Raw genomic sequence first — 25052 nt, forward strand, 5'->3', positions numbered from 1 at the left:
AGTTAAATTTAGGCATGCGAATGCCTGGGCGAAGACCAAAAGTGGTTTTCACAAAATGTGTTTTTAGATGATTTTGATTAAATTAATTAGCCGGAATTAAAGCGATAACCTACACCCGATTCGGTAACAATGAATTTCGGACGGTTGGCATCTTCTTCAATTTTTTTGCGGAGCTGTGCTACAAAGACCCTTAGGTATTGCGTTTGGTCTGCATAGCTTTGGCCCCAGATTTCCTTTAAAATATATTGATGCGTTAATACACGACCATCGTTTCTGATTAATAATGTCAACAGATTATATTCTGTTGCTGTGAGTTTGATAATTTCATTAGCTACTTTTACAATACGCGAAGCTAAATCTACTGAACAGTTTCCAAATGAAATGGTCAGTTCATTGTTCACGCTTGTTTTATTTCGTAAAGCTGTTCTGATTCGGGCTAATAATTCCTGAGTACGGAATGGCTTTGTCAGATAATCATTGGCACCGCTGTCTAATGCTTTTACGATTTCTTCCTCAGTACTTTTTACCGATAAAATAATAATCGGATGCTGATACCATTCACGCAGTTTTTTCAGAATCACCTGTCCGTCTTCATCAGGCAAACCCAAATCCAATAGTATCAAATCAGGCTGATGACTAGCCGACATTGTAATGCCTTCTTTTCCGTTAACCGCAAATAGCAGTTTATATCCATTAGCTTCAAGAGTGATTTCCAAAAGCTTTCTGATTTGACTTTCGTCATCAATGACCAATATGGAGAAATTATTACTCATTTTCTACAGTATTTGTTGGTAAGCAATCGACAGCAAAAACCATTTCAAAAACAGCTCCGCCTTCTTCGGCATTGCTTAATTTTATAGTTCCATTCTGGACTTCCACAAAACCTTTTACAATAGAAAGCCCTAAACCTGTTCCACCGGTTTTTGAATTTTGCAGACGGTAAAATTTATCAAATACCTTATCAATCTCGGCTTCAGGAAAACCATGGCCATCGTCAGAAATAGTAATAATGCATTTTTTTACCACATCGATATGCATATCGTAATCGGCATCAATTTCATATTTGACTTCGATTTGGATTTTAGCACCTTTTGGAGTGTATTGCGAGGCATTGTAAATCAGGTTGTACAGAATTTGCTCCATCAAACCATAATCTAGTTTGAAAAGCGGTAGATTATCATCGATAACATAAATGATTTTATGATCTTTGGTTTCTTCCTTCAATCGGTCGCAAACATTGTAAATAATCTCTTTTACATCGCACCAGTCCAATTTAGGATGAATATAACCTGATTCTAATCGGGACATATTCAAAAGATTCTCTACCTGATAATTCAGTTTCATCGAAGCTTTTTCGATTTCGTTTTGCAATTTTTGCTGCGTTTCGGCTGAAAGCGTAACATTTCTTTGTTGCAACGTATCAATTGAACCCAGTATAGCAGCTATTGGTGTACGCAATTCGTGCGAAAGAGAATCCAATAACGTATTGTATAACTTTAATGTGCTTGCTCTAGTTTGTTTGGCTTGAATAGCACGCTGCATTCTCTTGAAATTAATTGTCAATACAGCATTTATCAATACTATAATGAAAAATAAGATTAACAATAATCCGTCTTCTGCACTATCAACATGAAGTGTATAGTAAGGTCTAATAAAAAAAAAGTCCAGAGCCAATGCACTCAAAACGGCTCCTAATAAAACCGGTTTTATTTCCAGAAAAATTGCCAGTAATGATACTACCACCAATAAAAGATAACCAACTATTCTATAATCGATAACATCTCTTACGATTAGGCAGGAAAAAGAAACTGCAGCAACTGATAAGAAGCTAATAAGATATTGATTCTTAAGGTTCTTTAACGTTAACTTGTCCATTGGTTTTAATTTTTGACAAAGTTACGGCATTCGTTATAAGCAGAATATAAGGGAAGTTACAGAAAGCATAAAGATTTTATAAAGATTTAGGCCTGACAGGTTTTGAAAACCTGTCAGGCCTGATATTCTAGTATCTGAGCCACTTAATCAATTCTCTCCATGTTGGTTTTTTGCCATACATCAAAATACCGACACGATAAATTTTGGCTGCAAACCAAACTACTCCAAAGAAAGTACTGAATAGAATTACCATTGATAAGATAATCTGCCACATCGGAACTCCAAACGGAATTCGCATCATCATCACTATCGGAGACGTTAGCGGAATCATTGAAAATACTGTGGCAACTGTCCCGTGTGGATCATTCATAACGGTAAAGAATCCTATGTAAACACCTAATATCAAAGGCATAATGATTGGTAACAGGAATTGCTGTGAGTCAGTTTCGTTATCAACAGCTGCACCAATAGAAGCATAAAACGAACTGTATAAAAAGTAACCTCCGATGAAATAAATGATAAAAGAAATCAGGATGGTTGCAATTGGCAGATTCCACAATTCTTTGATATACATTCCAATATTACTAGCTTGTTGTGCAGTTTCCATTGCCTGAGCCTGTGCACCTGCTGATGCTCCCATTTGAACTCCAAACATGCTTGACACAATGAACATAGCGGCCATACCCAATATAGCCCAAATAAGGAACTGCAAAATTCCGGCTAAAGATGTTCCGATGATTTTACCCATCATCAATTGGAATGGTTTTACCGATGAAATTATAACTTCAATAATTCGGGAAGTCTTTTCTTCAATTACGCTTCGCATCACCATGTTTCCATACAAAATGATAAACATCATAATAAGATAACCAAAGGCACCGCCAATAATGATTTTGATTTCGTTTAGACCTTTAAGCGCTTCTTCACCAGACGCTTTTTCTAAATTGATAGAAACATCTGCTTTAGCATTTTTAATCGCTAATGTATCCAAGCCAGCTTTTTGGAAATTTTCTGCAGTGATTTTTTTGGCAATAACATCTTCTAAATCTTCGGTAAAGGAAACACTTGGACTGTCGTTGGAAACGTATTGAATGCCTTTTTGGAGTTGGGCATTGTTTTCGGCTTTCGGAATGATTAAAAGTCCTTCATAGCTTTCACTAACGATACTATCTTTTAAAACTTTTAAATCGACTGTGGATAAATCAACGTATTTGTATTCCTCATCGTTTTTGAATTCATTTACGAATCTTCCGGTTTCATCATGAACGGCAATGGTTTTTAACTCCGCTTTCATCGTACTTAAATAACCAACAAAAACACCAATTCCAACAAACAATAACGGACTTAAAAAAGTCATTACGATAAATGATTTATTACGCACTTTGGCGATAAATTCTCTTTTTATGATAAGTACTAATTTGCTCATTATTTCTCGCTTACAGTTTGGATAAAAATATCATTCATACTTGGAATTTTTTCCACAAAATGAGTTACTTGACCTCTTTTAATTAAAGTATTCAATAAATCATTTGGCGTAGCATTTCCCAGATTAATTTCTAATTTTAATTCGTCATTTAACGATTTGAAATCAGTTTGAGATAAAGTGAATTTTTGTGACAAATCATACATCAAACCTTCAATGTTATCGCTTAGAATTCCGACTTCATAACTATTGCTTCTGAATTGCTTTTTGACATCAGAAAGTTTGCCTTCTATCAGTTTATTTGATTTGTGGATTAAGGCAATGTAATCGCACATTTCTTCTACGCTTTCCATTCGGTGTGTTGAGAAAATTACAGATGTTCCCTGTTTGTTCAACTCGATGATTTCATCTTTAATCAGATTGGCATTTACAGGATCAAAACCGGAAAACGGTTCGTCAAGGATAAGCAACTTTGGCTTATGCAAAACAGTAACCACAAACTGGATTTTTTGTGCCATTCCTTTAGAAAGCTCCTGAATTTTCTTGTTCCACCAACCTTGAATTTCAAGACGTTCAAACCAATAATCCAATTGTTGTTTGGCTTCTTGCTTTGACAATCCTTTAAGCTGTGCCAAATACAAACACTGTTCGCCTACTTTCATGGTTTTGTACAAACCTCTTTCTTCGGGCATATAACCAATTACGGCAACGTGTTCAGGCTTTAGTTTTTCGCCATCCAAAGTCACACTTCCGCCATCGGGCATTGTGATTTGATTGATAATACGAATAAGGGAAGTTTTTCCGGCACCATTTGGACCGAGAAGTCCATAAATGCTGCCTTTGGGAACGGTTAAAGAAACTTCGTTAAGCGCAGTATAATCTCCATATTGCTTAACTACTTTGTTTACTTCAAGTATATTGCTCATACTTTGTATTGTTTTTTGTAAAAGTACTCAATAAGTAATCAAACGAAAATATTTGTTACAAAAAAAACCCACCCTAATTTTTACAAAAGGATGGGAAAAATTGCTATGAAAAAGAAGTCACTTGTTTCCAAGTAACATTCAAATATAAAAATATTTTTTTAACTATGAAAACATATCCTTTACTTTTTCAAAAAAAGATTTATCCCCCTTTTCAGGTTGTGGAATAAAGTTTTCATCGGTTAAAGATTTTTCAAAAAACTGACGTTGTTCTTTGCTTAGGTTTTTTGGTGTCCATACGTTGATGTGTACCAATAAATCTCCATTGCCATAACTATTCAGACTCGGAATTCCTTTGCCTTTTAATCTCAAAATTTTTCCGGACTGAATTCCGTCTTCTAGTTTAATTCTTACTTTACCGTTAACAGCTTCAATGTCTTTGGAAACGCCAAGTGCTGCTTCAGCAAAGCTGATGTATAAATCGTAATGAAGATTTTCACCTTCACGCTTTAAAAATTCGTGTTCAAGTTCTTCTATGGCAACAATTAAATCACCGGGAACTCCATTTCCTGGAGCGTCATTTCCTTTGCCGGAAACCTTTAATTGCATTCCGTCAACAACTCCTGCCGGAATTTTAATTGAAACTGTTTCGTCTTCCAATATCATTCCGTGCGCATCGGCATTGCTTGGTTTGCTCTCGATAGTTTGTCCGGAACCGCCACAAACATGACAGGTTGTAGCTGACTGCATTCTGCCCAAAATGGTATTGGTAACTCTTAAAACCTGACCTTGTCCGTTACACGTAGAACAGATTTTATATTTTACGCCGGCAGCCTGAACTTTACGTTTTACTTTGACTTTTTTCTCAACACCATTGGCAATTTCTTCTAAAGTCAATTTTACTTTGATACGAAGATTGCTTCCTTTCATTCTGCGTTGTCCGCCTGAATTTCCGCCAAATCCACCAAATCCGCTGCCACCAAATGCTCCGCCAAAAATATCTCCAAACTGACTGAAGATATCATCCATATTCATATGATGTCCGCCACCAAATCCACCAGCACCATCAAAAGCAGCATGACCATACTGATCGTATTTTGCTTTTTTATCGGCATCGCTCAATACTTCATAAGCTTCGGCAGCAGTTTTGAAGTTTTCTTCAGCTTCTTTGTTTCCCGGATTTTTATCAGGGTGGAATTCAATCGCTTTCTTTCTGTATGCTTTTTTAATTTCCTCAGCAGAAGCGTTTTTTGACACGCCTAATATTTCGTAAAAATCTTTTTTGCTCATCTTATTTTTCTAAAATTTTAGCCTTGAATTATTGTCCGATTACAACCTTTGGAAAACGGATTATTTTGTCTCCTAGTTTATATCCTTTTTCAATTACGTCAACAATTTTTCCTTTTAAATCATCTGAAGGTGCAGGAATTTGGGTAATCGCTTCCGCATAATCAGCATTAAAAGCATCACCGGCTCTTACTTCAACTTGTTCCAGCCCTTTTGAAACCAGGGTGCTTTTTAATTTCTCGTGAATCAATTCGACACCTTTCAATAAAACATCATCGTCTGATTTTGCAATTTCTACCATTGCTCTGTCAAAATCATCTAATACTGGCAACAAGGATTGTAATACGTCCTGATTGGCAGTTTTAAACAAATCAATTCTCTCTTTAGCGGTTCTTCTTTTGAAGTTTTCGAATTCAGCAAAAAGACGTAGAAATTTATCTTTTTCATTGGCTAAATCTTCCTGAAGCTTTTCTTCAACGGTTAATTCGGTTGCAGATTCAATTTCATTTACAATGTTATCTGATGCATTTTCATCAATAATTGTTTCTTTTTCTGTATTTTCAGTATTCATCGAGTTTTTATTTTTAAAAATATTTTTCATATTCAATTTTTGTTGCTACACTCCAAACAGTTCGGCTAAGCCTCGAGTGATGATTTTCGGTTTGCAAAAGTACTGCCATTTCTTTAAAAATGTCAAATTGTCATTCAATTTTGTTTGATAAAAATTATTTTAAGCCGAAACTAAAAACCAAATTTTAATAAAACTTTAATAAAATTTTAAGACTATTACGATTTCGTTTAGGTTAAATTTGTTACTCTAAAATAAACAAGTATTCAATTCAGGTTAGCTTATCGCTGTAAAAAATTATTAATTCAAGAATCTTTATAGTAAAAAAAGTGCTGTTGTTCAACAGCACTTTTTTTATGAATATAAATCAGCAATAGCTTGCTTTATCTCGGGAAATTGAAATTGGAAACCGTTATCCATAATTTTTTGAGCAGATAGGTTTTTACTGGAAAATAACAGGTAACTCATTTCGCCCAGCAATAGCTTCATAACAAACTGTGGAATATTGGGTAGAAAAAGCGGCTTTTTTAATGTTTTTGCAATAACAGTTGTTAATTCCTGATTGCTTATCGGATGTGGGGTTACCGCATTATAAACGCCTTCTATTTGATTTTCTATTGCAAACAAATACATCGCCACCAAATCATTAATATGTATCCATGACTGAATTTGCTTACCATTTCCCATAGCGGCACCAAAACCCATTTTAATAGGTTTTACCATTTCTGGTAAAGCGCCACCAGCATTTGAAAGGACAATTCCGGTTCTTAATTTACAGACTTTTAAACCTAAAACTTGAAATCGGCTGGCACTTTCCTCCCATTTTTTAACCACATTAGAAAGAAAGCTATCTTCGGTGGCTGTCGCAGTTTCATCATAAACGGTATCAAAGCTTTCAGGATAGATAGCCGTTCCTGAAGCGGAAATAAATTGTTTTACCTGATTTGGCTTTTTTTTAACCAAATTATAAAGCAGTTCACTAGATAATGTTCTGCTTTCTATAATTTCCTGTTTGTAGTTATTTGTCCAGCGTTTTGCAATATTGGCTCCGGCCAAATGAACAATAACATCGACTCCATAAATACAATTTTCATCGATTTTACTTTGCTCCGGATTCCAGTAAAAGCCTTGGCAGTTAGGTTTGTTCTCAATCTTTGAAAGCGAGGTAGTTAAAAAGTGTACCGAATGATTTTTGGATAACAATAGTTTTACCAACTCATTCCCTATTAGACCTGTTGCACCTGTAATTAGAATCGTCATTTTTGAAGTGTTTTTTTATTCCGCTGCGCTCCATAAAGTTCGGCTGCGACTCGGGTTCTCAAAGTTACAATCAACATCTCATAAATAATAGCCAATTGTAATAGGTTTAACTTTTGTTTACGACTTCAATTTGATGCTCCATTCGAAATTTAATTCAGAAACCTGCTCTCCTTTTTCATTCACGCCAATAGATTTCAACCAAATGGTTTGCCCTTCACCAGTTGCAATTGTTTTTTGGATAGCGTCTTCTATTAAATGACCATCATTACAGGTGAATGTTATTCGTCCTGTGGCTTTTTTGGAAAAGTTTGCATTGTTATTGGCAACCAACATTGAGACATTCCTACCGCTATTTTTGATTTGTATCATTACTAATGCACCAGTTGTTAATTCTGCAGCCATGGCTTGTACCGCAAAATACATTGACTTAAATGGATTTTGATTGAACCATCTGTGCTTGACTGTAACAACACATTGTTCCTTTGAAATGGACTTTACTCTTACTCCACTCCAAAAAGCAGATGGTAATTTTAAAAATAAAAAGGCGTTTAATTTTGCAGGAGAAAATTCCATAAGAGCTTGATTTAACTTCTTTCAGTTCGCCCTTCGGGCTCGAGTTACTGTAAAAATACAACAAAATACATTGATTATTCATTTTTCTAAAATGTTAATTTTTTGTTAAATATAAGTACTTTGTATTGCATAATACCTTTTTTTGATTGTATCTTTGTATAAGAAATTAATGGTCTATCTATAGTATTAAAAGTTTCAGTCAATTCAATCAACCAAAAAAGCAAAATCATGACAACAACTAATGACAAAAACATTGCTACCGTTTTACACCTTAGTGCTTTGATACAATATATTATTCCGTTTGGAAATTTTATTTTTCCGATTGTCATATGGAGTTCAAAAAAAGGAGAATCAGAATTTATTGATTACAACGGAAAACAAGTATTGAATTTTCAATTGAGCATCTTTATATATACTGTTGTGCTATGCTTAATCGCCATACCAATATTTATATATACTATTTTTAAAAATGTTCCTTTTGATGCTTGTTTTCATGATGATAATTTTGTAATCAATCATCTAAACTTAGAGCACATAACCGGAGCCGTAATAATCGGAATTGTTGCCGTGCTCCTATTTGTCTTTATGAAAGTTGCAGAATTTGTACTAATCATTCATGCTGCAGTGAAAGCGTCAAGCGGAGAAGAATATAAGTATCCTTTAAGTATTCCGTTTTTTAAATAAATCATCAATCAATCAATCAATCAAAAATCAATCATCATGAAACAATTAATCTTAATCGCAGCAATGTTAATGAGCATGACCGCAAAATTGGTAGCTCAGGAAAACAAAAGTATCGAAGTTAATCACTTCCAAAAACAAAACATTAAGTTACAAAAAGAAAATCATCAATTCGAAATTGTAGCAAAAGAAGACGTTGATGTCAATCTTAAATTCAAACTAAAAGAAGAAGGCTATTTAAATGTTCTTGTAACAGACAAAAAAGACAAAGTGGTATTCTCAAAAAAAATCCAGAAAGAAAGTGAAAACAGAATCGCATTTACCATGGAAGAAAATGAAAAATATACCATCAAGTTAATTGGAGATAATCAATCCAATTTAGTTGTTAATGTTTCCGAAGACTAATCATCACCCGAGGCGCTGCCGAACTGTTTGGAGCGAAGCGAAAAAAATCAAAATCATCAATCAAAATCATCAATCACAATCATCACCAGTTTCAATCATCAACAAAAAACGAATTAGTAATCAGAAAAAATTAAATCATGTATTATGAATATTGAAAACACAAAAGCCCAGATGCGTAAAGGTGTTTTAGAATTTTGTATCTTGTGTGTCTTGAGAGACAAAGAAGCATACACTTCTGAAATATTAGACACTTTAAAAAACGCTAAACTGCTTGTGGTAGAGGGAACAGTTTATCCGCTATTGACAAGACTAAAAAATGACGGTTTGCTCAACTACCGTTGGGAAGAATCAACCTCTGGACCACCGAGAAAATATTACGGTTTGACAGAAATAGGAAAAACATTTTTAACTGAATTAAGTGGTACTTGGACGGAATTGTCTGATGCCGTAAACATCATCACAACTAACAAATCAAAGAAATCATGAACAAAACAGTAAATATTAATATAGGTGGTTTAATTTTTCACATAGATGAAGATGCATACCAAAAATTGACTCGATATTTCGAAGCAATAAAAAGATCTCTTTCTAATTCTTCCGGTCAGGATGAAATCATGAAAGATATTGAAATGCGTGTGGCCGAATTGTTAACTGAAAAACAAAAAAGCGACAAACACGTAATCAACAATAAAGACGTCGATGAAGTAATCGTAATTATGGGACAACCAGAAGATTACCGAATTGACGACGATTCAGACGATAAAGCTCCGGAACCATTTTATCCTTACACTAAATCTAAAAAATTGTATCGCGATAAAGACAGGGGAACAATTGCCGGAGTTTGTACAGGTTTAGGCCACTATTTCGGAATTGACGCTGTTTGGTTTAAAATCCTGTTCCTGATATTGTTATTCGGATTCGGAACAGGTGTACTGGCTTATCTAATCCTTTGGGTTGCGATGCCAAAAGCGGTAACCACTTCTGAAAAACTGGAAATGACTGGAGAACCGGTTACTATTTCTAATATCGAAAAAAAAGTAAGAGAAGAATTTGAAAGCGTTTCTAACAAGTTTAAAAGTGCCGATTACGACAAAATGGGAAACGAGGCAAAAGCCGGAGCTACAAAAGTAGCTGATGGAATTGGTGAAATTTTCATGAGTGTTTTCAAAGTATTTGCAAAAATATTAGGAGCCATAATTGTAGTTTTCTCTTCGTTTGCCTTATTGGGAATATGCTTTGCTTCGATCTTTATGATCTTTTCATCCTCAATGCCGGATAATTACATCCTGAATCACATCAGCACACCAATTGGTTTAGAAACACCTATTTGGGCTCAGGGAGTATTATTCCTTTTAGCTGCCGGAATACCAGCGTTCTTCTTCCTAATACTTGGTTTAAAATTGTTGGTGACCAACTTAAAATCGATTGGAAACATTGTAAAATTCAGCTTATTAGGTGTTTGGATAATTGCGGTTGGAATCTTAATTTCATTAGGAATAAACGAAGCTACACAAATAGCTTATGATGGAAAATCTGTTAAAAAAGAAACGATTAACATAGCTCCGACAGATACGTTATATATAAAGTTTAAAAACAATGATTTTTATTCAAAAGATATTTACCACAACACCGATTTCAGATTGACACAAGACGAGAAAAACAATGAAATAATCTATTCTAACAATGTGACTATTGAAATTATGAAAACGGAAGAAGCATTGCCATACATTCAAATTGAAAGATTGGCAGTTGGAAAATCAGCACATGAAGCAAGAACTCGTGCAGAAAAAATTAAATATGGCTATAAAATTGAAGGAAATCAATTAATTTTAGACAATTATTTATTGACTGATGTTGCCAATAAATTCAGAGGTCAGGAAGTAGAATTGTTCCTTTATTTGCCAAAAGGAACCATTTTCAAAGCCGACGAAACAGTTCAGAATTATGACAGAACCAGCAACGATTTTTTCAACTTGCACTTTAGTTCCAGCGACTATATTTATAAAGTGGAAGAATCTCAGGTAAAATGTTTGAATTGCCCACCTGAAGAAAATGAATACGGTGATGTTGATAGTGAAGAAGTAAACATCACAAATGAAGATGACACCACAAATGTGGTTACTGTAAAAGTAAATGGTAAAATTGTTACTGAAACTAAAACAGCAAAAACAGGTTCTGATAATAACAAAAAAACAACCCTTACGGTTGATGAAAACGGAGTAATCGTTAAAACAAAATAATCATGGTAAAGTTCGTAGTATTTTGCACCAAAGTAATTGCCACAACTATAGCAGCAGCCTTATTTAGCTCTTGTCATGTAAGAGATATTGAATTCGGATCAGGTATAGACGGAAACGGAAACGTGACAACCCAAAAACGCAGCGTTGAGGGTAACTTTACAAAAGTAGATGTAAGTCGCGGTTTAAACGTAACATTGGAACAAGCGGACACCTATTTTGTAGAAGTAGAAGCCGATGATAATTTGCAGGAACACATTACTACCAAAGTAGAAAACGGAACACTTTACATTACTTCAGATGAAAATATTGATGAAGCAACCGCAAAAAACATTCGTGTAAAACTGCCTTCATTAACCGCACTTGAAACCACAAGTGGTTCATCAGTAAGTACTAAGAACACTTTTAACGGAACCGATATCAACGTAAAAACCAGTAGTGGCAGCGAAGCCGATTTAAGCTTAGAATATGACGCCATAAAATGCGAAAGCACTAGCGGAAGCACTTTGGATGTAAAAGGAAAAGCGCTAAAACTAACTACTCATTCTTCAAGTGGAAGCGAAATAGATGCTAAAGGTTTATTGGTTAACGATGTCGTTTCTGAGTCATCAAGCGGCAGTTCAACTGATGTTCATCCACTGGTGAGTTTAAACGCCAAAGCATCCAGCGGAAGCTCAATCGACTATGACGGTTCTCCCAAAACGGTCAGTAAAGAAGAAAGTTCCGGCGGAAGTGTTTCCAAACAATAAGTTAATAAAACATCTCAATGAAAATTGGGATGTTTTTTTTTCTATTTTTGACACTCGAGACTTTTAGTACGAAGTAAAAACATAGATACCTACATTCATGAAAAAAATAATTACGCTAAGCTTCCTTTTTCTCACTGTGCTGACTTTTGCCCAAAAGAAAGAAAAAGTAAAAGGTTCCAAAATCGTTAAACTTGAACAAAAGCAAGTAAATGACTTTGAGTCTCTTGAAGTAGAAGACAACCTTGAAGTATTTTTGATTAAAGGAAGTGAATGTGGCATCGAAATAGAAGCCGATGACAACTTAATAGGTTTTGTCGAGTATAAACTGACTGGTAAAAACCTTCGTATTTCGACTTCAAAAGATATCTCGAGTTATAAAAAACTAAGCGTTCGTGTTACCTATACAGACAAATTTAATTTGGTCAGCGCCAAAGACGAAACTAATGTAACTGCCCTATCCGATGTGGTTTTAGACAATATAACCTTTAAGAGTTATGACTATGCCAAATTGTTTTTGAATGCCAAAACCAAAAGCTTTACTCTGATGGCAAATGACAGATCAAAAGTTGAACTCAATTTAAAATCTGAAAAAACAGCCATTGACCTGAGTAAAAGTGCCTATGTAAAAGCGCTTATTTCATCAGGCGAAATGAAATTTGATATGTACCAAAAAGCATCAGCCGAAGTCGAAGGCGATGTATTAGATTTAAAACTGCGATTAGATAACAACACCGATTTCATAGGTAAAAAACTAACCGCAAAAAACGCTTTAGTAGAAGTTGGTGGTTATGCTAACAGTAGCATTGGCGTCAGCAATATTGCTACTATTGATGCTTCAGGAAATAGCGAAATTGCTTTGTATGGAGAACCTGTTAAAATTGAAATCAAACACTTAGTCGATAGCGCCGTGCTCCGAAAAAAGCCGACAACAAAATAAACAAAAAACCCGTCCAAAACAGACGGGTTTTTTTATGCTATACTTTAGTTTTTTTTAATCTAACGAAGCCAAATAACGTTCGGCATCTAAAGCTGCCATACAACCAGTTCCAGCAGCAGTTACCGCCTGACGATATACATGATCCGCAGCATCGCCTCCAACAAAAACACCTTTTACATTGGTTTTAGAAGTGCCCGGTTCGTTAATGATATAACCTGTTTCATCCAAATTTAAATAGTCTGCAAAAATATCTGTGTTTGGTTTGTGACCAATAGCTACAAAGAAACCTGTTGCAGGAATGTCAATAATCTCACCTGTTGTTTTATTTTTTGCTTTGACTGCAGTCACCACTTGCCCATCACCTATTACTTCAACAGTATCATGGTTCATCAATATGGTAATATTCTCGGTTTTGCGAACGCGCTCTTCCATGATTTTAGAAGCTCTGAATTTTTCACTTCTAACCAACATCGTAACTTTTTTACAAAGTTTTGATAAGTAATGTGCTTCTTCACAAGCCGAATCTCCGGCACCAACAATAACTACTTCCTGATTTCTGTAAAAGAAACCATCACAAACCGCGCACGCAGAAACGCCACCACCCATATTCAGGTAATGTTGTTCAGAAGGCAATCCTAAATATTTAGCCGAAGCACCTGTAGAAATAATCACGGTCTCAGCATGAATTTCCTTAGTATCGTTAATCCAAACTTTATGAACGCTGCCCGAAAAATCAACTTTGGTTGCCCAACCGTCACGAACATCAGTTCCAAAACGTTGCGCCTGGGCTTGCAACTGCACCATCATTTCGGGACCGGTAACACCATCTGCATAACCCGGAAAATTTTCTACTTCATTCGTCGTAGTTAATTGTCCACCAGGTTGCGTTCCTTGGTACAAAACCGGATTCATATTAGCTCTCGCGGCATAAATTGCGGCAGTATAACCCGCAGGCCCGGAACCTATAATTAAGCATTTTACTTTTTCAATAGTATCTGACATGATTTGAATTTATTTGGTTGCAAATGTAAACTTTTCAATGTAAAATAAATTCAGAAACCAATCGCTAAACGCAATTTGTGAATAAGATTTGATTATTGTTGAAAAACATTTTGAGAACTAATTTTAAGTATTATATTTGCACACGCTTTCGGGGTGTAGCGTAGCCCGGTTATCGCGCCTGCTTTGGGAGCAGGAGGCCGCAGGTTCGAATCCTGCCACCCCGACGAGTAAATCCTTTCTGTTGCAAACAGGAAGGATTTTTCATTTTAAAATAGTCAAGCTCGCTTGGGCTATTTTAAAATGAAAAAGGCTTTGAATGTGAAACATTCAAAAGGATTTACTTGTAATAGAGCCCAATATCAGGATATGTAATCCTGCATATAAATAGCCAAGCTCGCTTGAGATATTTTAAAATGAAAAAGGTTTTGAATGTAAAACATTCAAAGGATTTGCTTGTAATAGAGCGCCAAATCAGGATATTCAATCCTGCCTGTTGCATCTTGCATCTTTTCTCTATTTTCTTTTTTCTTGTCTCTTGCTTCTTTTCTCTAAAAACTTCCGATATAATTTCTATTTTTGTTGAAACTAAAACAACACAACTTTATATGCTAATTATTGGAATTGCTGGCGGTACCGGAAGTGGAAAAACAACTGTTGTCCAACAGATTATTAATGAATTACCGGAAGCTGAAGTCGGAGTGATTTCTCAGGATTCTTATTACAGAGAAAACAATAATTTAAGTTTTGAAGAAAGAGGGCTAATCAATTTTGATCATCCGCGTGCTATCGACTTTGAATTATTGGTGAGTCATCTATCCGAATTAAAAAAAGGCAATACCATTGAACAACCTGTATATTCTTTCGTAACACACAACCGCACAGAAGACAGCATTATCACACATCCAAGAAAAGTAATGATTGTGGAAGGAATTTTGATTTTGGCAAACCCGGAATTAAGAGAAATGTTTGATGTCAAAATATTTGTCCATGCCGATTCTGATGAACGTTTGATTCGTCGTTTAAAAAGAGATATTGCCGAGCGTGGGCGTGATATGGAAGAAGTATTAAATCGTTACCAAACGACTTTGAAACCAATGCACCAGCAGTTTATTGAGCCAACTAAAGCTTTTGCTGACATCATTATTCCAAATGATAAATACAATACCGTGGCTATCGATGTAGTGAGAGCCGTTATCAATCAAAGAATTACCTAAAAATGAGTTTCTTCAAAAATCTAACTGATGCCTATCCTATCCTGAAAATCCTCGGGAACAGATACGTTATTGTGTTAGTTTTTTTTACCGTTTGGATGCTGTTCCTGGACAATACTTCTTATTTGGAACATCGCATTCTGAACAAACAACTCAACGAACTCGAAGACAATAAAAAATACTATCAGGACGAAATCAGAAAGGATAGTACAAGTATCAAACAACTCAAGAATCCCGATCAGATAGAAAAATACGCCCGCGAAAAATATTATATGAAACGCGACAGCGAAGACATCTACATCATCGAATTTGAAGGCGATTCTATCATTGACGAAAAAACAGATTCTAAATCTTTATAAACATTATGGCTGAGAATTTATTTGATGCTTTCGAACCCGTTTCTTCCAAACAGTGGAAACAACAAATTCAGTACGAACTAAAAGGTGCCGATTATAACGACACTTTGGTTTGGGAAAGCCTCGAAGGTATCAAAGTAAGACCATTTTATCACGACGATGAATCGGAAATAAAATATGCTTTAAAGGAAAATCCCAAGCCTTTTGAAATTCTGCAAAACATCTTTGTTCACGATATAGCCTTGTCCAATAAAAGAGCATTAGATAGTTTGAATCGTGGCGCAGAAAGCATTCGTTTTGCCATTGAAAATGAGAATGTTGCAATTGCTGATTTGATGCAGAACTTACCTTTAAAAAACGCATCATATTTTTTTTATTTGCCGTTCCTTTCAATCGATTTCGTAACTAAAATCAATGACTTTGCTGCTAAAAATAACGCAACCTGTTTCGTTCAGCTTGACCCAATTGGGCAACTAACAAGAGACGGAAACTGGTTCGAAAATTTAGACAAAGACTTCGAAAAGCTGAATGCAATTAGTGCTAAAACTACTATTCGTTTTATTGCTATTCAATCAGGTATTTATCAAAACGCCGGTGCCAATATGGTGCAGCAACTCGCCTATACTTTGGCTCATGTCAACGAATATTTTAACCGAATCAAAAGCAGCAACCAACCAATAACTATTGAAGTTGCTGTTGGAACGAATTACTTTTTTGAAATTGCCAAACTTCGTGCGCTGCGTTTATTATTCAACACTTTGGCAAAAGAATACAGTCACACTTTCGATTGCCATATAATAGTTACACCAACAAAACGCAACAAAACACTATACGACTACAATGTCAATATGCTGCGCACCACAACCGAATGCATGAGTGCAATATTGGGTGGAGCCAATTGCATAGCCAATTTGCCATATGATGCATTATATCACAAAGACAACGAATTTGGTGACCGAATTGCGCGTAACCAATTATTGGTGTTAAAACACGAAAGCTATTTTGATAAAGTCAGTAATCCGGCTGATGGTGCTTATTATATCGAAACCTTAACCGAACAACTAGCCGAAAAAGCCTTGTTGCTTTTCAAAGAAATCGAAGAAAAAGGTGGTTTTATTACCCAACTCATCGAAGGAAATATCCAGAAGAAAATTAGCGAAAGTGCTGCTAAAGAGCAGGAACTTTTTGATACCGGAAAAGAAGTTTTATTGGGAACCAACAAATACCCAAACAAAAACGACAAAATGAAACACGATTTGGAATTGTTTCCATTCCTAAAGCAAAAGCCACGAAAAACTTTAATCACACCGATTATTGAAAAGCGTTTAGCCGAAAAATTAGAACAGGAACGTTTAGCTCAGGAAGACTAATGAGAAAGAACATTCAACATATAAAAATAGTGAAGCAAGAAGCAAGAGCCAAGAAGCAAGAAGGAAACAACTTCCTTACGGCTGAAGGTATCGAACTCAAACCTTCATACTCTGAAGCAGACATTGAAGAGCTAGAACACATCGGTTTCGGAGCAGGCTTTGCCCCTAACCTTCGTGGTCCGTATGCCACTATGTATGTGCGTCGCCCTTGGACAATCCGTCAATACGCTGGTTTCTCTACTGCCGAAGAAAGTAATGCGTTTTACAGAAGAAATCTGGCCGCAGGACAAAAAGGGTTATCTGTTGCCTTTGATTTAGCTACGCATAGAGGTTACGATTCCGATCATGAAAGAGTTGTTGGTGATGTTGGAAAAGCAGGCGTTGCGATTGACAGTGTTGAAGATATGAAAGTCTTATTCGATCAGATTCCGTTGGATGAAATGTCGGTTTCGATGACGATGAACGGTGCCGTTTTACCTATCATGGCATTCTATATCGTCGCTGCCGAAGAACAAGGTGTCGCTGCCGAATTGCTTTCAGGAACCATTCAAAATGACATACTAAAAGAGTTTATGGTGCGGAATACCTATATCTATCCGCCTACACCATCGATGAAAATCATTGCTGATATTTTTGAATATACCAGCAAAAAAATGCCGAAGTTCAACTCGATATCTATTTCGGGTTACCACATGCAGGAAGCTGGTGCTACTGCTGATATTGAATTGGCCTACACATTAGCTGACGGTTTGGAATACATCCGAACTGGATTGGCAACCGGAATGAAAATCGATGAATTCGCCCCACGCCTTTCGTTCTTTTGGGCTATTGGCATGAACCATTTTATGGAAATTGCCAAAATGCGTGCAGCCCGAATGTTATGGGCAAAACTGCTAAAACAATTCAATCCAAAAGACGAAAAATCATTAGCGTTGCGTACACATTGCCAAACTTCGGGTTGGAGTTTAACCGAACAAGATCCTTTCAATAACGTAGCGCGAACTGCCATCGAAGCAGCAGCGGCAGCCTTTGGCGGAACGCAGTCTTTACATACCAACGCCTTAGACGAAGCCATTGCGTTGCCAACCGATTTCTCAGCACGTATTGCGCGTAACACCCAGATATTCCTGCAGGAAGAAACCAAAATCTGCAAAACAGTCGACCCTTGGGCCGGCAGTTATTATGTAGAAAAACTAACCGCCGAAATCACTGAAAATGCGTGGATGCTGATTGAAGAAGTAGAATCCTTAGGCGGAATGACCAAAGCCATCGAAGCCGGAATTCCGAAACTGCGTATTGAAGAAGCAGCCGCACGTAAACAGGCTCGTATCGACAGTGGTCAGGATATTATTGTGGGCGTCAACAAATACCGTCTGGACAAGGAAGATCCATTGCATATTTTGGATGTTGATAACCAAATGGTGCGCAAGCAGCAAATCGAGCAATTAGAGCGAATCAAAGCAAGTCGTGACACCGAAAAAGTAAAAGCCTGTCTGGCAAAATTAACTTTGGCCGCCAAGGCCTGCATTGCCCCTGATTTTAATCAGGGGAAAAATGATGAAAATAATTTATTATCTTTAGCCGTAGAAGCAGCCCGAAACAGAGCGACATTGGGAGAAATCAGTGACGCATTAGAAACAGTTTTCGGACGCTATAAAGCACAAATCAGATCATTCAGCGGCGTGTACAGCAAGGAAATAAAAAACGACGAAAGCTTTGAAAAAGCAAAACAACTGGCCAATGCCTTTGCCGTAAAGGAAGGACGTCGCCCACGTATCATGATTGCCAAAATGGGACAAGACGGTCACGATCGTGGTGCCAAAGTAGTAGCAACAGGTTATGCTGATGTTGGCTTTGATGTAGATATTGGTCCCTTATTCCAAACCCCACAGGAAGCAGCAAAACAAGCGGTTGAAAATGACGTACATATCTTAGGCGTTTCCTCTCTCGCTGCCGGACATAAAACTCTTGTTCCACAGGTAATTGAAGAACTCAAAAAATATGGCCGCGAGGATATTATGGTCATCGTTGGCGGAGTTATCCCTGCACAGGACTACCAATTCCTTTTTGATGCCGGAGCCGTTGCGGTCTTTGGACCAGGTACTAAGATTAGTGAAGCTGCGATTAGTATTTTGGAGGTTTTGTTGGAAGATTAACCCTTACAGGTACAATATGAAAAAAACACTACTGATTGCGGGCTTATTAGTTGCTTTCACTGCTTCGGCACAAAATACCAACCGCTACTACCCTTCCCTAAAGAATTTACTTTCGGACAGCATGAATAAACAAATGCCTGCTGATTTTAACTATTATGACACTTGGATAAGAAATGTGGTGCAGGCAGTTTTCTATAAAGACCTACAACATACTGTCAGCACACGTAACGATGCTTCTTTTGACGCCATGGGATTGATATTCAAAAGGCAAAATACTTTTAAGGTAGGAAATTCAGGTTTTGAATTGATTGTCAATAAAGACAAACCTGATTTCTCCACACCTGTCAATATCCAGATGGAACAGAAATTCAGGATTCTCGCTTATCAGCCAAACTTTGACCCTAACAGCTATGACCCAAAAGACTATAAGAAGAAATATGACTTGGGCTTACTTATCTTAAACCTTTCTGAAGAGCAGGTGATTGCCGAATTCATCAACCGCTATATCAGCGAATCGAAAGAAAAGAAAACTGCCATCCAACGTTTGGCTGACGATTTAAAGAAAGAAGCCAAGGTAAAAATTGCAGTCGACGAAAAAAACGACAGTTCCCTACTCAAAACCATCGCTATTCAAATTTACCAGCAAACCAACAAATATGCTTCAGATGTATTGTATGATATTTATCTGAAAACAAACGATCCTAAAAAAGAAGCTCAAAATTTTGCAGGCTTCTTTAGAAAATACCATCCCGGCGATCCTTCTGGCTATATAGACGAAGTGGTTGGCTATGAAGCCACTATTGCCATTCCAAAAACCGAAGTAAGTGTGATAATTCCGAAAGAAGTGTTGGAAGTATTTACTATCAATCCAAAGACCAATGCCACAATTCTCGCCGAAAGCACCCTTGAGGTAAAGCCACGGCAGATTGAAATGAAAACAATCATAACCGCAAAGAAAAAATGTGTGCAGTTTACACTAACTCTGCCCAAAAACAATAGCGATGCCTCGTTCAAGGTATTAAAGGAAATAGCCCTCAACAAGCATGCTTTCCTCAAACCTAACCAACGAACACTAACCACGCTCAAGGTAGCAGATATCAAAAAGCTGATTTTCTCGATTACCGATAAAGAGATAGAAGTTGAAATGATTGCACGTTATGAGAATAACGACTGGAACTTTATCATCATGAAACAGCCCTGCAGCCTGAATTAAATTGGAAGAGTAACCTCAAAAAATGAAAATCCAATCCTTCCCTTCTATCTCTGATGCCAATGCTAAAATACTGATATTAGGCACCATGCCGGGAGCGCAGTCATTGACATTAAATGAATATTATGGCAATCGCCGGAATCATTTTTGGCAGTTGCTGTTTGCTATCTTTAACGAACCTTACACTACCGATTATCAGGAAAAGAAAAGCCTCTTACTCAAAAATCATATCGCCTTATGGGATGTGTTGCAGGATTGTGTTCGCGAAGGCAGTTTGGATAGTGCCATACTACAGGAAGTTCCCAATGACTTTACCAATTTTCTAAAAGCCCATCCGAATATTACTCATATCTTTTTTAATGGACAGCAGGCAGCCAAGTTTTTTAAAAAGTATGTTACTGTTGACAATAATTATACTTTGGTGACTTTACCTTCTACCAGCCCGGCTAATGCAGGGATTTCGTATGAAGGAAAATTGAAAGCTTGGAGACAAATCTTGAGATAAACCAATCAGGTTCAAATAAGTACACAAAAAGTGTAACTCCGTTTAAAATTTCATTCCTATTTTCGTCTACACCTAACAGGTATAAAAACCTATTGGTAATAATCCTATAGGGATGAAATCCGGGTAGAAAAAATAATCAAACAACCACCAAAATCCCGTTAGGGATGATATATGGGTAACAAAGATGGCCAACACCTACAACCAAATCCACATCCAATTCGTTTTTGCAGTAAAACACCGAAACGGATTAATCCATACCACCTTCAAAGAGGAACTGTATAAATATATCGCCGGAATAATAAAATTTCATAATCATAAATTATTAGCAATAAACGGAATGCCAGATCATTTACACATACTGATTGGAATGCGACCAACACAATCTATCTCCGACCTAATGCAGGATATAAAAGGAAGCTCCTCAAAATGGATAAATCAAAAGAAGTTTTTAAAAGTAAAATTTGAATGGCAGGAAGGATATGGTGCATTTTCTTATTCCAAATCTCAGGTTAATATAGTAGTAGATTATATCAAAAATCAGGAACAACATCATGCTAACAAAACATTTCAGGAAGAGTATTTAGAATTTTTAAAAATATTTGAGGTTGAATATGATGCAAGATATATTTTTAAAGAACCAGCATAAAATCCCGTAGGGATGATATATGGGTAGTAGGAGATAGATAATCAACAAAATCAAATCCCGTTAGGGATTAAATCCGGGTAGAAAAAAATAATAAATCTGCCACCAAAATCCCATAGGGATGATATATTATTAAACACACAACGATATGTTTTTACAAGCCAATACAGATTATATCATCCCTAAAGGGATTTTTCATAATATTAATTGTTCTTTCTACCTAAATTGAATCCCTAACGGGATTAATCACATTATAATTCATAACAATAAGTACTTCCTTTTAGTGGGTGTTTTTCACATATAACCCCTTTAGGGGTTTAATATCGGTAGCAAAAACCAACAATAACAACAAAATCAAATCCCGTAGGGATTAAATCCGGGTAGAAAAAAATAATCAATTGCCCACCAAAATCCCGCTAGGGATGATATATCATCAAACACACAACGATATGTTTTTACAAGCCATAATTGTTACCAATACGGTGGAGAAAATGTCGAGGCTGCGTCGACAAAATGTTCAGGCTGCGTCGACAAGATGTCGAAGCCTTGTGGAGAAAATGTCGAAGCCTTGTCGACAAAATGTTAAAGCCTTATCAATAAAATGTTGAAGCCTTATCAACAAAAACCTGAGGCTGCCTTGAGAGACGCAGTAGCCGTTGCAGGTTTAGGATGAGTACCAAGGTAAGCAGTGCGGCGAGTAATATTTTTTGAGGTTCTGTTTCAAGAGTAAAACATTCTCGACAATCTTGTCATGCTGACGAAGGAAGCATCACATCATCTTTTATAACAATTTGCACTCACTTTTTAGGTTATATTTCTTCTATTCCAATCGATTTAAAAAAATCAAAAGTTCCATCATACATAAAAGCTGGTCTAGTTAAATCTTCATTATTCCCATTTGGAATATAAATTACCATTCCTTGCCTTGCACGAGTTAATAAAACTCTATAAGAATTTATCAAGTATTGAACTCTGTCAACATGACTATTATTTTTCCATGTTGTTCCTGTAAACTTTTTATAATTCCATTGATTATTATGATGATGTAAATCTCCATCCCATGCAACACAAGTCCAATCTAATTCTAATCCTTGAATATCAAATTCAGTTGCAACCTCTTCTAAAAAAGATGACGAACGAATATCTTCTCTCTCATTAAGAAACCAAATTGGTGCATCAATCTTAGCTTTTACATTCAATCCAAATGGTCTTAGTCTTATCGCTCCTGAAGATGCTATAATACCAGTTCTTTCAGTTCCTCTCGCTTGCTTATTTAACCATTTTTTAGCCTTATCTAAGTTGCGAGTAATAGCAATAGGATAGTCTTTCTTTATAAATTCTAGATATATTTTTCTAGCTTTGGAAATATCATTATTAATAATCTCTTGAATAAAATTAGAAAGTTGAGAACTTCTAAAAGACCTTAGCGAAACTGATAAATGCAATTCATCCTTCTTTTCAGCTCTTTTGTTTTTTAGTATGGTTATGGCATTTTCATCCTTTATATAATTGCTATCTTCAATAATTTTTGATGAGTAGTAAATATCCCAATCTTCAAACTTATTTTCAAATGGTCTTATCCACTCCTCTAATCCAGCTTCTCCTGTATTTATCTCCTGTCCACCTCCAATTAGACAAACTATAGTACACCAATCTTTATGTCTATCCATTACTTCGATAAGAAACTCGGGCTCTGATGTATTAAAATCAGAATTTCCTTTGTTCCGCTTCATAAAACTTGAGGCTTGCTCTTTAGTCCAAGCTCTTTGAGCTTCGTCAAAGATTGTAACTTTTTCAATTGGTGCTTTGCTATCTTGCAAAGAAGCATCTCTAAAATGATGGATGTTTTGAATAAATGATTTTACTTGAGATTTTGCATTTTCTTTTGAAAGGGCTTCATCGTTTTCTTTTGCAGTCTTAACTTTGTCTCTTGCCAATGCTTCTCTTAATACATCAACCAATGGTCCGTTTCCTGAAAGAAAAACAGCATGTTCTTCTTTTTCATAATTGGAACGTTGATTAGCTATGTTCAAACCAGCCAAAGTTTTACCTGCACCTGGAACGCCTGTTATAAAGCAAATTGATTTCTTTTGATTATGTTTTGAAAAATCAATTATATCTGAAATGCAATTGGAAGTAACAAATAAGTTTTCTGCTCCAGAATCACTTCTTGAAATTTCTAAAACATTGTGCTTTTTATATAAGGCTGTGGCAGCCTCAATAATTGTTGGAGTTGGCTTGTATATTGATTCTTCCCATAACTTTACATCTATCATATCATAAGATTTGAAATGTAGTAATGAGTTTTCAATTACCTCTTTAAGATTATTTGAATTAACACAAATCGTTTCATGCAAACCATTTATACTTTTAGAGAAAGTAGTATTATGTGATGGTGCTCTATCAGCTATTAATATTGGAATGATGTTTTGATTGTGACTTCCTTCATGAAAATTGTTTAAGTCTAATCCATAATCAAAAGCTTGATCTTTGGCATATTTATCATAAACTTCAGAACCTATTTTGAATTCCAAAACAAAAATACAATTATCAATAATTAAGATATTGTCAACCCTTTTTCCCATTCTAGGAATAGTGAATTCAAAATAAATTCTTCCGTTAAAGAACAATAAGCTTTGTTTTAAAATTTCGATTTGTTTTTTCCAAGCGTTTGATTGTTGAATGGTTAGTTTATTCAAATCATAATTTCCAGAAATCTTACCATAAATTGAATCATTATTTTCATTAAGAAAATCAACAACTGAACTTGAATAGTATGCCCTATTCATCAAACAAGTCTTTTACTTTAACATCTAATGCTTTTGCTAGTTTTTCAACTACTTCTATTGAAACATTTCTCTCTCCTTTTTCTATTGTAGGAAGATAGGTTCTGTCAATCTCTGCCAAATTGGCCAATCTTTCTTGCGACAGACCTTTTTGCTTTCGCAACTCTTTTATTTTGAGTCCTAATCTTTGTTTGATATCCATGTTAACAAAAGTTGTAAAATGTAGACTATAAAACAACGGAGTATAGTCCGGTTTTTATTATATTTGATTATAATCTTAAGATATGGGATATAGCGTTGAAATAATATTCGGTAAAGAACAAGTTATTAAATTCAGACAAGGTGAATCTCTATCTGATTACGAAAAATTAATACATAGAAAACAGTTTGTATTTGAAACTTTATCGGAGAGAAATAATTTCTACAAAGGACTATCCGAAAGTAATGGTTGGACAGATTTTGAAATAATCAATGAATATCAAACCAAGTTAAACAAGGATGAAGAGAACGAACCAACATTTGATTATTGGCGCTTTATTGAACAATACTATCCAAATTATGATCATTCTGACAGCATATTATTAAGTGACATTTTAACTAGAAAATTAAGCGGTCAGGAAATCTGTGAAAGTGATGAAGAGTATATTAAAGGCTGGGATGTTAGAAAAGAATTGATGGAACTTGATAAAGAACTTTTAGGTAAAGCCTTTGAAAACTTTTTTAATACTATTTATCCCGAGAATACAATTTGAGACCGCTCTGTTGCAGCTAACAATAAAAAAAGTAAAACCTCCACCTATTTCCCCAAACTTTCCGTACCTTAGTAATCACTAAAACTCCTCGTGATGCTTATTCAAAAAAATACCGAACCTATCATCCTCATCATTGTGACGAG

At 35.8% G+C, this 25052-nt stretch carries 25 protein-coding genes and 1 tRNA gene; 15 read left to right on the forward strand and 11 right to left on the reverse strand.

Annotated features, from left to right (window positions below; translation table 11 throughout):
- Positions 1 to 86 precede the first annotated feature (86 nt).
- The 8 genes from GS03_RS10230 to GS03_RS10265 all read right to left on the reverse strand — a co-directional run bounded on the left by GS03_RS10230 (position 87) and on the right by GS03_RS10265 (position 7909).
- Positions 87 to 773, reverse strand: a complete 687-nt coding sequence (locus tag GS03_RS10230) for a response regulator (protein WP_136152447.1) — start codon at positions 771 to 773, stop codon at positions 87 to 89.
- Positions 766 to 1875 (reverse strand): sensor histidine kinase, encoded by a 1110-nt coding sequence (locus GS03_RS10235; protein WP_136152448.1) that lies wholly within the window; start codon positions 1873 to 1875, stop codon positions 766 to 768. Before GS03_RS10235 ends, GS03_RS10230 begins: the two co-directional genes overlap by 8 nt.
- 127 nt (positions 1876 to 2002) lie before the next feature.
- Positions 2003 to 3301: an ABC transporter permease gene (locus GS03_RS10240; protein WP_136152449.1), complete on the reverse strand. Its 1299-nt coding sequence runs from the start codon at positions 3299 to 3301 to the stop codon at positions 2003 to 2005.
- On the reverse strand, positions 3301 to 4224 hold the full coding sequence (locus GS03_RS10245; RefSeq protein ID WP_136152450.1) for an ABC transporter ATP-binding protein: 924 nt from the start codon (positions 4222 to 4224) through the stop codon (positions 3301 to 3303). The genes GS03_RS10240 and GS03_RS10245 overlap by 1 nt, the downstream gene beginning before the upstream one ends.
- Before the next feature lie 162 nt (positions 4225 to 4386).
- Complete coding sequence (dnaJ, locus tag GS03_RS10250) at positions 4387 to 5511, reverse strand: molecular chaperone DnaJ (RefSeq protein ID WP_136152451.1); 1125 nt, start codon at positions 5509 to 5511, stop codon at positions 4387 to 4389.
- Between the two features lie 28 nt (positions 5512 to 5539).
- Positions 5540 to 6109 carry a nucleotide exchange factor GrpE gene (locus tag GS03_RS10255; protein WP_246034070.1) on the reverse strand — a complete coding sequence of 190 codons (570 nt, stop codon included), beginning with the start codon at positions 6107 to 6109 and terminating at the stop codon, positions 5540 to 5542.
- A 321-nt stretch (positions 6110 to 6430) separates the two neighbouring features.
- On the reverse strand, positions 6431 to 7336 hold the full coding sequence (locus tag GS03_RS10260) for a TIGR01777 family oxidoreductase (protein ID WP_136152453.1): 906 nt from the start codon (positions 7334 to 7336) through the stop codon (positions 6431 to 6433).
- Between the two features lie 117 nt (positions 7337 to 7453).
- Positions 7454 to 7909 (reverse strand): DUF4442 domain-containing protein, encoded by a 456-nt coding sequence (locus GS03_RS10265; protein WP_136152454.1) that lies wholly within the window; start codon positions 7907 to 7909, stop codon positions 7454 to 7456.
- Between the two features lie 228 nt (positions 7910 to 8137).
- On the opposite strand from GS03_RS10265, the gene GS03_RS10270 reads away from it, so the two are divergent.
- From GS03_RS10270 to GS03_RS10295, 6 genes are all read left to right on the forward strand, one after another.
- Positions 8138 to 8593, forward strand: a complete 456-nt coding sequence (locus GS03_RS10270) for a DUF4870 domain-containing protein (protein WP_136152455.1) — start codon at positions 8138 to 8140, stop codon at positions 8591 to 8593.
- A 36-nt stretch (positions 8594 to 8629) separates the two neighbouring features.
- Positions 8630 to 8995, forward strand: coding sequence for a hypothetical protein (locus GS03_RS10275; protein ID WP_136152456.1), 366 nt, complete (start codon positions 8630 to 8632; stop codon positions 8993 to 8995).
- A gap of 144 nt (positions 8996 to 9139) precedes the next feature.
- Positions 9140 to 9481 (forward strand): PadR family transcriptional regulator, encoded by a 342-nt coding sequence (locus tag GS03_RS10280; RefSeq protein ID WP_136152457.1) that lies wholly within the window; start codon positions 9140 to 9142, stop codon positions 9479 to 9481.
- Entirely contained in the window at positions 9478 to 11235 is a 1758-nt protein-coding gene (locus tag GS03_RS10285) for a PspC domain-containing protein (protein ID WP_136152458.1), read from the forward strand. The genes GS03_RS10280 and GS03_RS10285 overlap by 4 nt, the downstream gene beginning before the upstream one ends.
- 2 nt (positions 11236 to 11237) lie before the next feature.
- The gene (locus tag GS03_RS10290) at positions 11238 to 11981 is read left to right on the forward strand and encodes a head GIN domain-containing protein (RefSeq protein WP_136152459.1); all 744 of its coding nucleotides are present in this window, start codon (positions 11238 to 11240) and stop codon (positions 11979 to 11981) included.
- A gap of 97 nt (positions 11982 to 12078) precedes the next feature.
- Positions 12079 to 12918 (forward strand): GIN domain-containing protein, encoded by an 840-nt coding sequence (locus GS03_RS10295; RefSeq protein ID WP_136152460.1) that lies wholly within the window; start codon positions 12079 to 12081, stop codon positions 12916 to 12918.
- A gap of 54 nt (positions 12919 to 12972) precedes the next feature.
- On the opposite strand, the gene trxB is transcribed toward GS03_RS10295, so the two are convergent.
- Complete coding sequence (trxB, locus tag GS03_RS10300) at positions 12973 to 13920, reverse strand: thioredoxin-disulfide reductase (protein WP_136152461.1); 948 nt, start codon at positions 13918 to 13920, stop codon at positions 12973 to 12975.
- 149 nt (positions 13921 to 14069) lie between these two features.
- Between trxB and GS03_RS10305 the strand changes: the two genes are divergently transcribed.
- From GS03_RS10305 to tnpA, 8 genes are all read left to right on the forward strand, one after another.
- Positions 14070 to 14144, forward strand: a tRNA-Pro gene (locus tag GS03_RS10305).
- Positions 14145 to 14525: 381 nt separating this feature from the next.
- Entirely contained in the window at positions 14526 to 15134 is a 609-nt protein-coding gene (udk, locus tag GS03_RS10310; protein ID WP_136152462.1) for a uridine kinase, read from the forward strand.
- A gap of 2 nt (positions 15135 to 15136) precedes the next feature.
- Positions 15137 to 15490: an FtsB family cell division protein gene (locus tag GS03_RS10315; RefSeq protein ID WP_136152463.1), complete on the forward strand. Its 354-nt coding sequence runs from the start codon at positions 15137 to 15139 to the stop codon at positions 15488 to 15490.
- A 5-nt stretch (positions 15491 to 15495) separates the two neighbouring features.
- A complete protein-coding gene (locus tag GS03_RS10320) occupies positions 15496 to 16857 on the forward strand; it encodes a methylmalonyl-CoA mutase subunit beta (RefSeq protein ID WP_136152464.1) in 1362 nt (453 codons plus the stop codon).
- A complete protein-coding gene (scpA, locus tag GS03_RS10325) occupies positions 16857 to 19013 on the forward strand; it encodes a methylmalonyl-CoA mutase (RefSeq protein WP_136152465.1) in 2157 nt (718 codons plus the stop codon). The genes GS03_RS10320 and scpA overlap by 1 nt, the downstream gene beginning before the upstream one ends.
- A 16-nt stretch (positions 19014 to 19029) precedes the next feature.
- A complete protein-coding gene (locus GS03_RS10330) occupies positions 19030 to 20226 on the forward strand; it encodes a hypothetical protein (protein WP_136152466.1) in 1197 nt (398 codons plus the stop codon).
- Positions 20227 to 20248: 22 nt separating this feature from the next.
- Complete coding sequence (locus GS03_RS10335) at positions 20249 to 20728, forward strand: DNA-deoxyinosine glycosylase (protein ID WP_136152467.1); 480 nt, start codon at positions 20249 to 20251, stop codon at positions 20726 to 20728.
- Between the two features lie 184 nt (positions 20729 to 20912).
- Positions 20913 to 21374: an IS200/IS605 family transposase gene (gene tnpA, locus GS03_RS10340; RefSeq protein WP_136152468.1), complete on the forward strand. Its 462-nt coding sequence runs from the start codon at positions 20913 to 20915 to the stop codon at positions 21372 to 21374.
- Positions 21375 to 22180: 806 nt separating this feature from the next.
- On the opposite strand, the gene GS03_RS10345 is transcribed toward tnpA, so the two are convergent.
- Both GS03_RS10345 and GS03_RS10350 read right to left on the reverse strand, forming a co-directional pair.
- On the reverse strand, positions 22181 to 24160 hold the full coding sequence (locus tag GS03_RS10345) for a DUF2075 domain-containing protein (protein ID WP_136152469.1): 1980 nt from the start codon (positions 24158 to 24160) through the stop codon (positions 22181 to 22183).
- Entirely contained in the window at positions 24153 to 24359 is a 207-nt protein-coding gene (locus tag GS03_RS10350; RefSeq protein ID WP_136152470.1) for a helix-turn-helix domain-containing protein, read from the reverse strand. The genes GS03_RS10345 and GS03_RS10350 overlap by 8 nt, the downstream gene beginning before the upstream one ends.
- Positions 24360 to 24441: 82 nt before the next feature.
- Between GS03_RS10350 and GS03_RS10355 the strand changes: the two genes are divergently transcribed.
- Positions 24442 to 24909: a hypothetical protein gene (locus tag GS03_RS10355; protein WP_136152471.1), complete on the forward strand. Its 468-nt coding sequence runs from the start codon at positions 24442 to 24444 to the stop codon at positions 24907 to 24909.
- Positions 24910 to 25052: the final 143 nt, after the last annotated feature.

Source organism: Flavobacterium sangjuense, from assembly GCF_004797125.1.
GTDB lineage: Bacteria > Bacteroidota > Bacteroidia > Flavobacteriales > Flavobacteriaceae > Flavobacterium > Flavobacterium sangjuense.

Bases quoted from the DNA above. Each gene is read 5' to 3' on its own strand.
- GS03_RS10335 (WP_136152467.1), top strand. From the start codon at position 20,249: ATGAAAATCCAATCCTTCCCTTCTATCTCTGATGCCAATGCTAAAATA.
- GS03_RS10330 (WP_136152466.1), top strand. From the start codon at position 19,030: ATGAAAAAAACACTACTGATTGCGGGCTTATTAGTTGCTTTCACTGCT.
- GS03_RS10275 (WP_136152456.1), top strand. From the start codon at position 8,630: ATGAAACAATTAATCTTAATCGCAGCAATGTTAATGAGCATGACCGCA.
- GS03_RS10240 (WP_136152449.1), bottom strand. From the start codon at position 3,301: ATGAGCAAATTAGTACTTATCATAAAAAGAGAATTTATCGCCAAAGTG.
- GS03_RS10230 (WP_136152447.1), bottom strand. From the start codon at position 773: ATGAGTAATAATTTCTCCATATTGGTCATTGATGACGAAAGTCAAATC.
- scpA (WP_136152465.1), top strand. From the start codon at position 16,857: ATGAGAAAGAACATTCAACATATAAAAATAGTGAAGCAAGAAGCAAGA.
- GS03_RS10285 (WP_136152458.1), top strand. From the start codon at position 9,478: ATGAACAAAACAGTAAATATTAATATAGGTGGTTTAATTTTTCACATA.
- GS03_RS10350 (WP_136152470.1), bottom strand. From the start codon at position 24,359: ATGGATATCAAACAAAGATTAGGACTCAAAATAAAAGAGTTGCGAAAG.
- GS03_RS10245 (WP_136152450.1), bottom strand. From the start codon at position 4,224: ATGAGCAATATACTTGAAGTAAACAAAGTAGTTAAGCAATATGGAGAT.
- tnpA (WP_136152468.1), top strand. From the start codon at position 20,913: ATGGCCAACACCTACAACCAAATCCACATCCAATTCGTTTTTGCAGTA.
- GS03_RS10260 (WP_136152453.1), bottom strand. From the start codon at position 7,336: ATGACGATTCTAATTACAGGTGCAACAGGTCTAATAGGGAATGAGTTG.
- GS03_RS10345 (WP_136152469.1), bottom strand. From the start codon at position 24,160: ATGAATAGGGCATACTATTCAAGTTCAGTTGTTGATTTTCTTAATGAA.
- GS03_RS10270 (WP_136152455.1), top strand. From the start codon at position 8,138: ATGACAACAACTAATGACAAAAACATTGCTACCGTTTTACACCTTAGT.
- trxB (WP_136152461.1), bottom strand. From the start codon at position 13,920: ATGTCAGATACTATTGAAAAAGTAAAATGCTTAATTATAGGTTCCGGG.
- GS03_RS10265 (WP_136152454.1), bottom strand. From the start codon at position 7,909: ATGGAATTTTCTCCTGCAAAATTAAACGCCTTTTTATTTTTAAAATTA.
- GS03_RS10280 (WP_136152457.1), top strand. From the start codon at position 9,140: ATGAATATTGAAAACACAAAAGCCCAGATGCGTAAAGGTGTTTTAGAA.
- GS03_RS10315 (WP_136152463.1), top strand. From the start codon at position 15,137: ATGAGTTTCTTCAAAAATCTAACTGATGCCTATCCTATCCTGAAAATC.
- GS03_RS10235 (WP_136152448.1), bottom strand. From the start codon at position 1,875: ATGGACAAGTTAACGTTAAAGAACCTTAAGAATCAATATCTTATTAGC.
- udk (WP_136152462.1), top strand. From the start codon at position 14,526: ATGCTAATTATTGGAATTGCTGGCGGTACCGGAAGTGGAAAAACAACT.
- GS03_RS10290 (WP_136152459.1), top strand. From the start codon at position 11,238: ATGGTAAAGTTCGTAGTATTTTGCACCAAAGTAATTGCCACAACTATA.
- GS03_RS10355 (WP_136152471.1), top strand. From the start codon at position 24,442: ATGGGATATAGCGTTGAAATAATATTCGGTAAAGAACAAGTTATTAAA.
- GS03_RS10255 (WP_246034070.1), bottom strand. From the start codon at position 6,109: ATGAAAAATATTTTTAAAAATAAAAACTCGATGAATACTGAAAATACA.
- GS03_RS10320 (WP_136152464.1), top strand. From the start codon at position 15,496: ATGGCTGAGAATTTATTTGATGCTTTCGAACCCGTTTCTTCCAAACAG.
- dnaJ (WP_136152451.1), bottom strand. From the start codon at position 5,511: ATGAGCAAAAAAGATTTTTACGAAATATTAGGCGTGTCAAAAAACGCT.
- GS03_RS10295 (WP_136152460.1), top strand. From the start codon at position 12,079: ATGAAAAAAATAATTACGCTAAGCTTCCTTTTTCTCACTGTGCTGACT.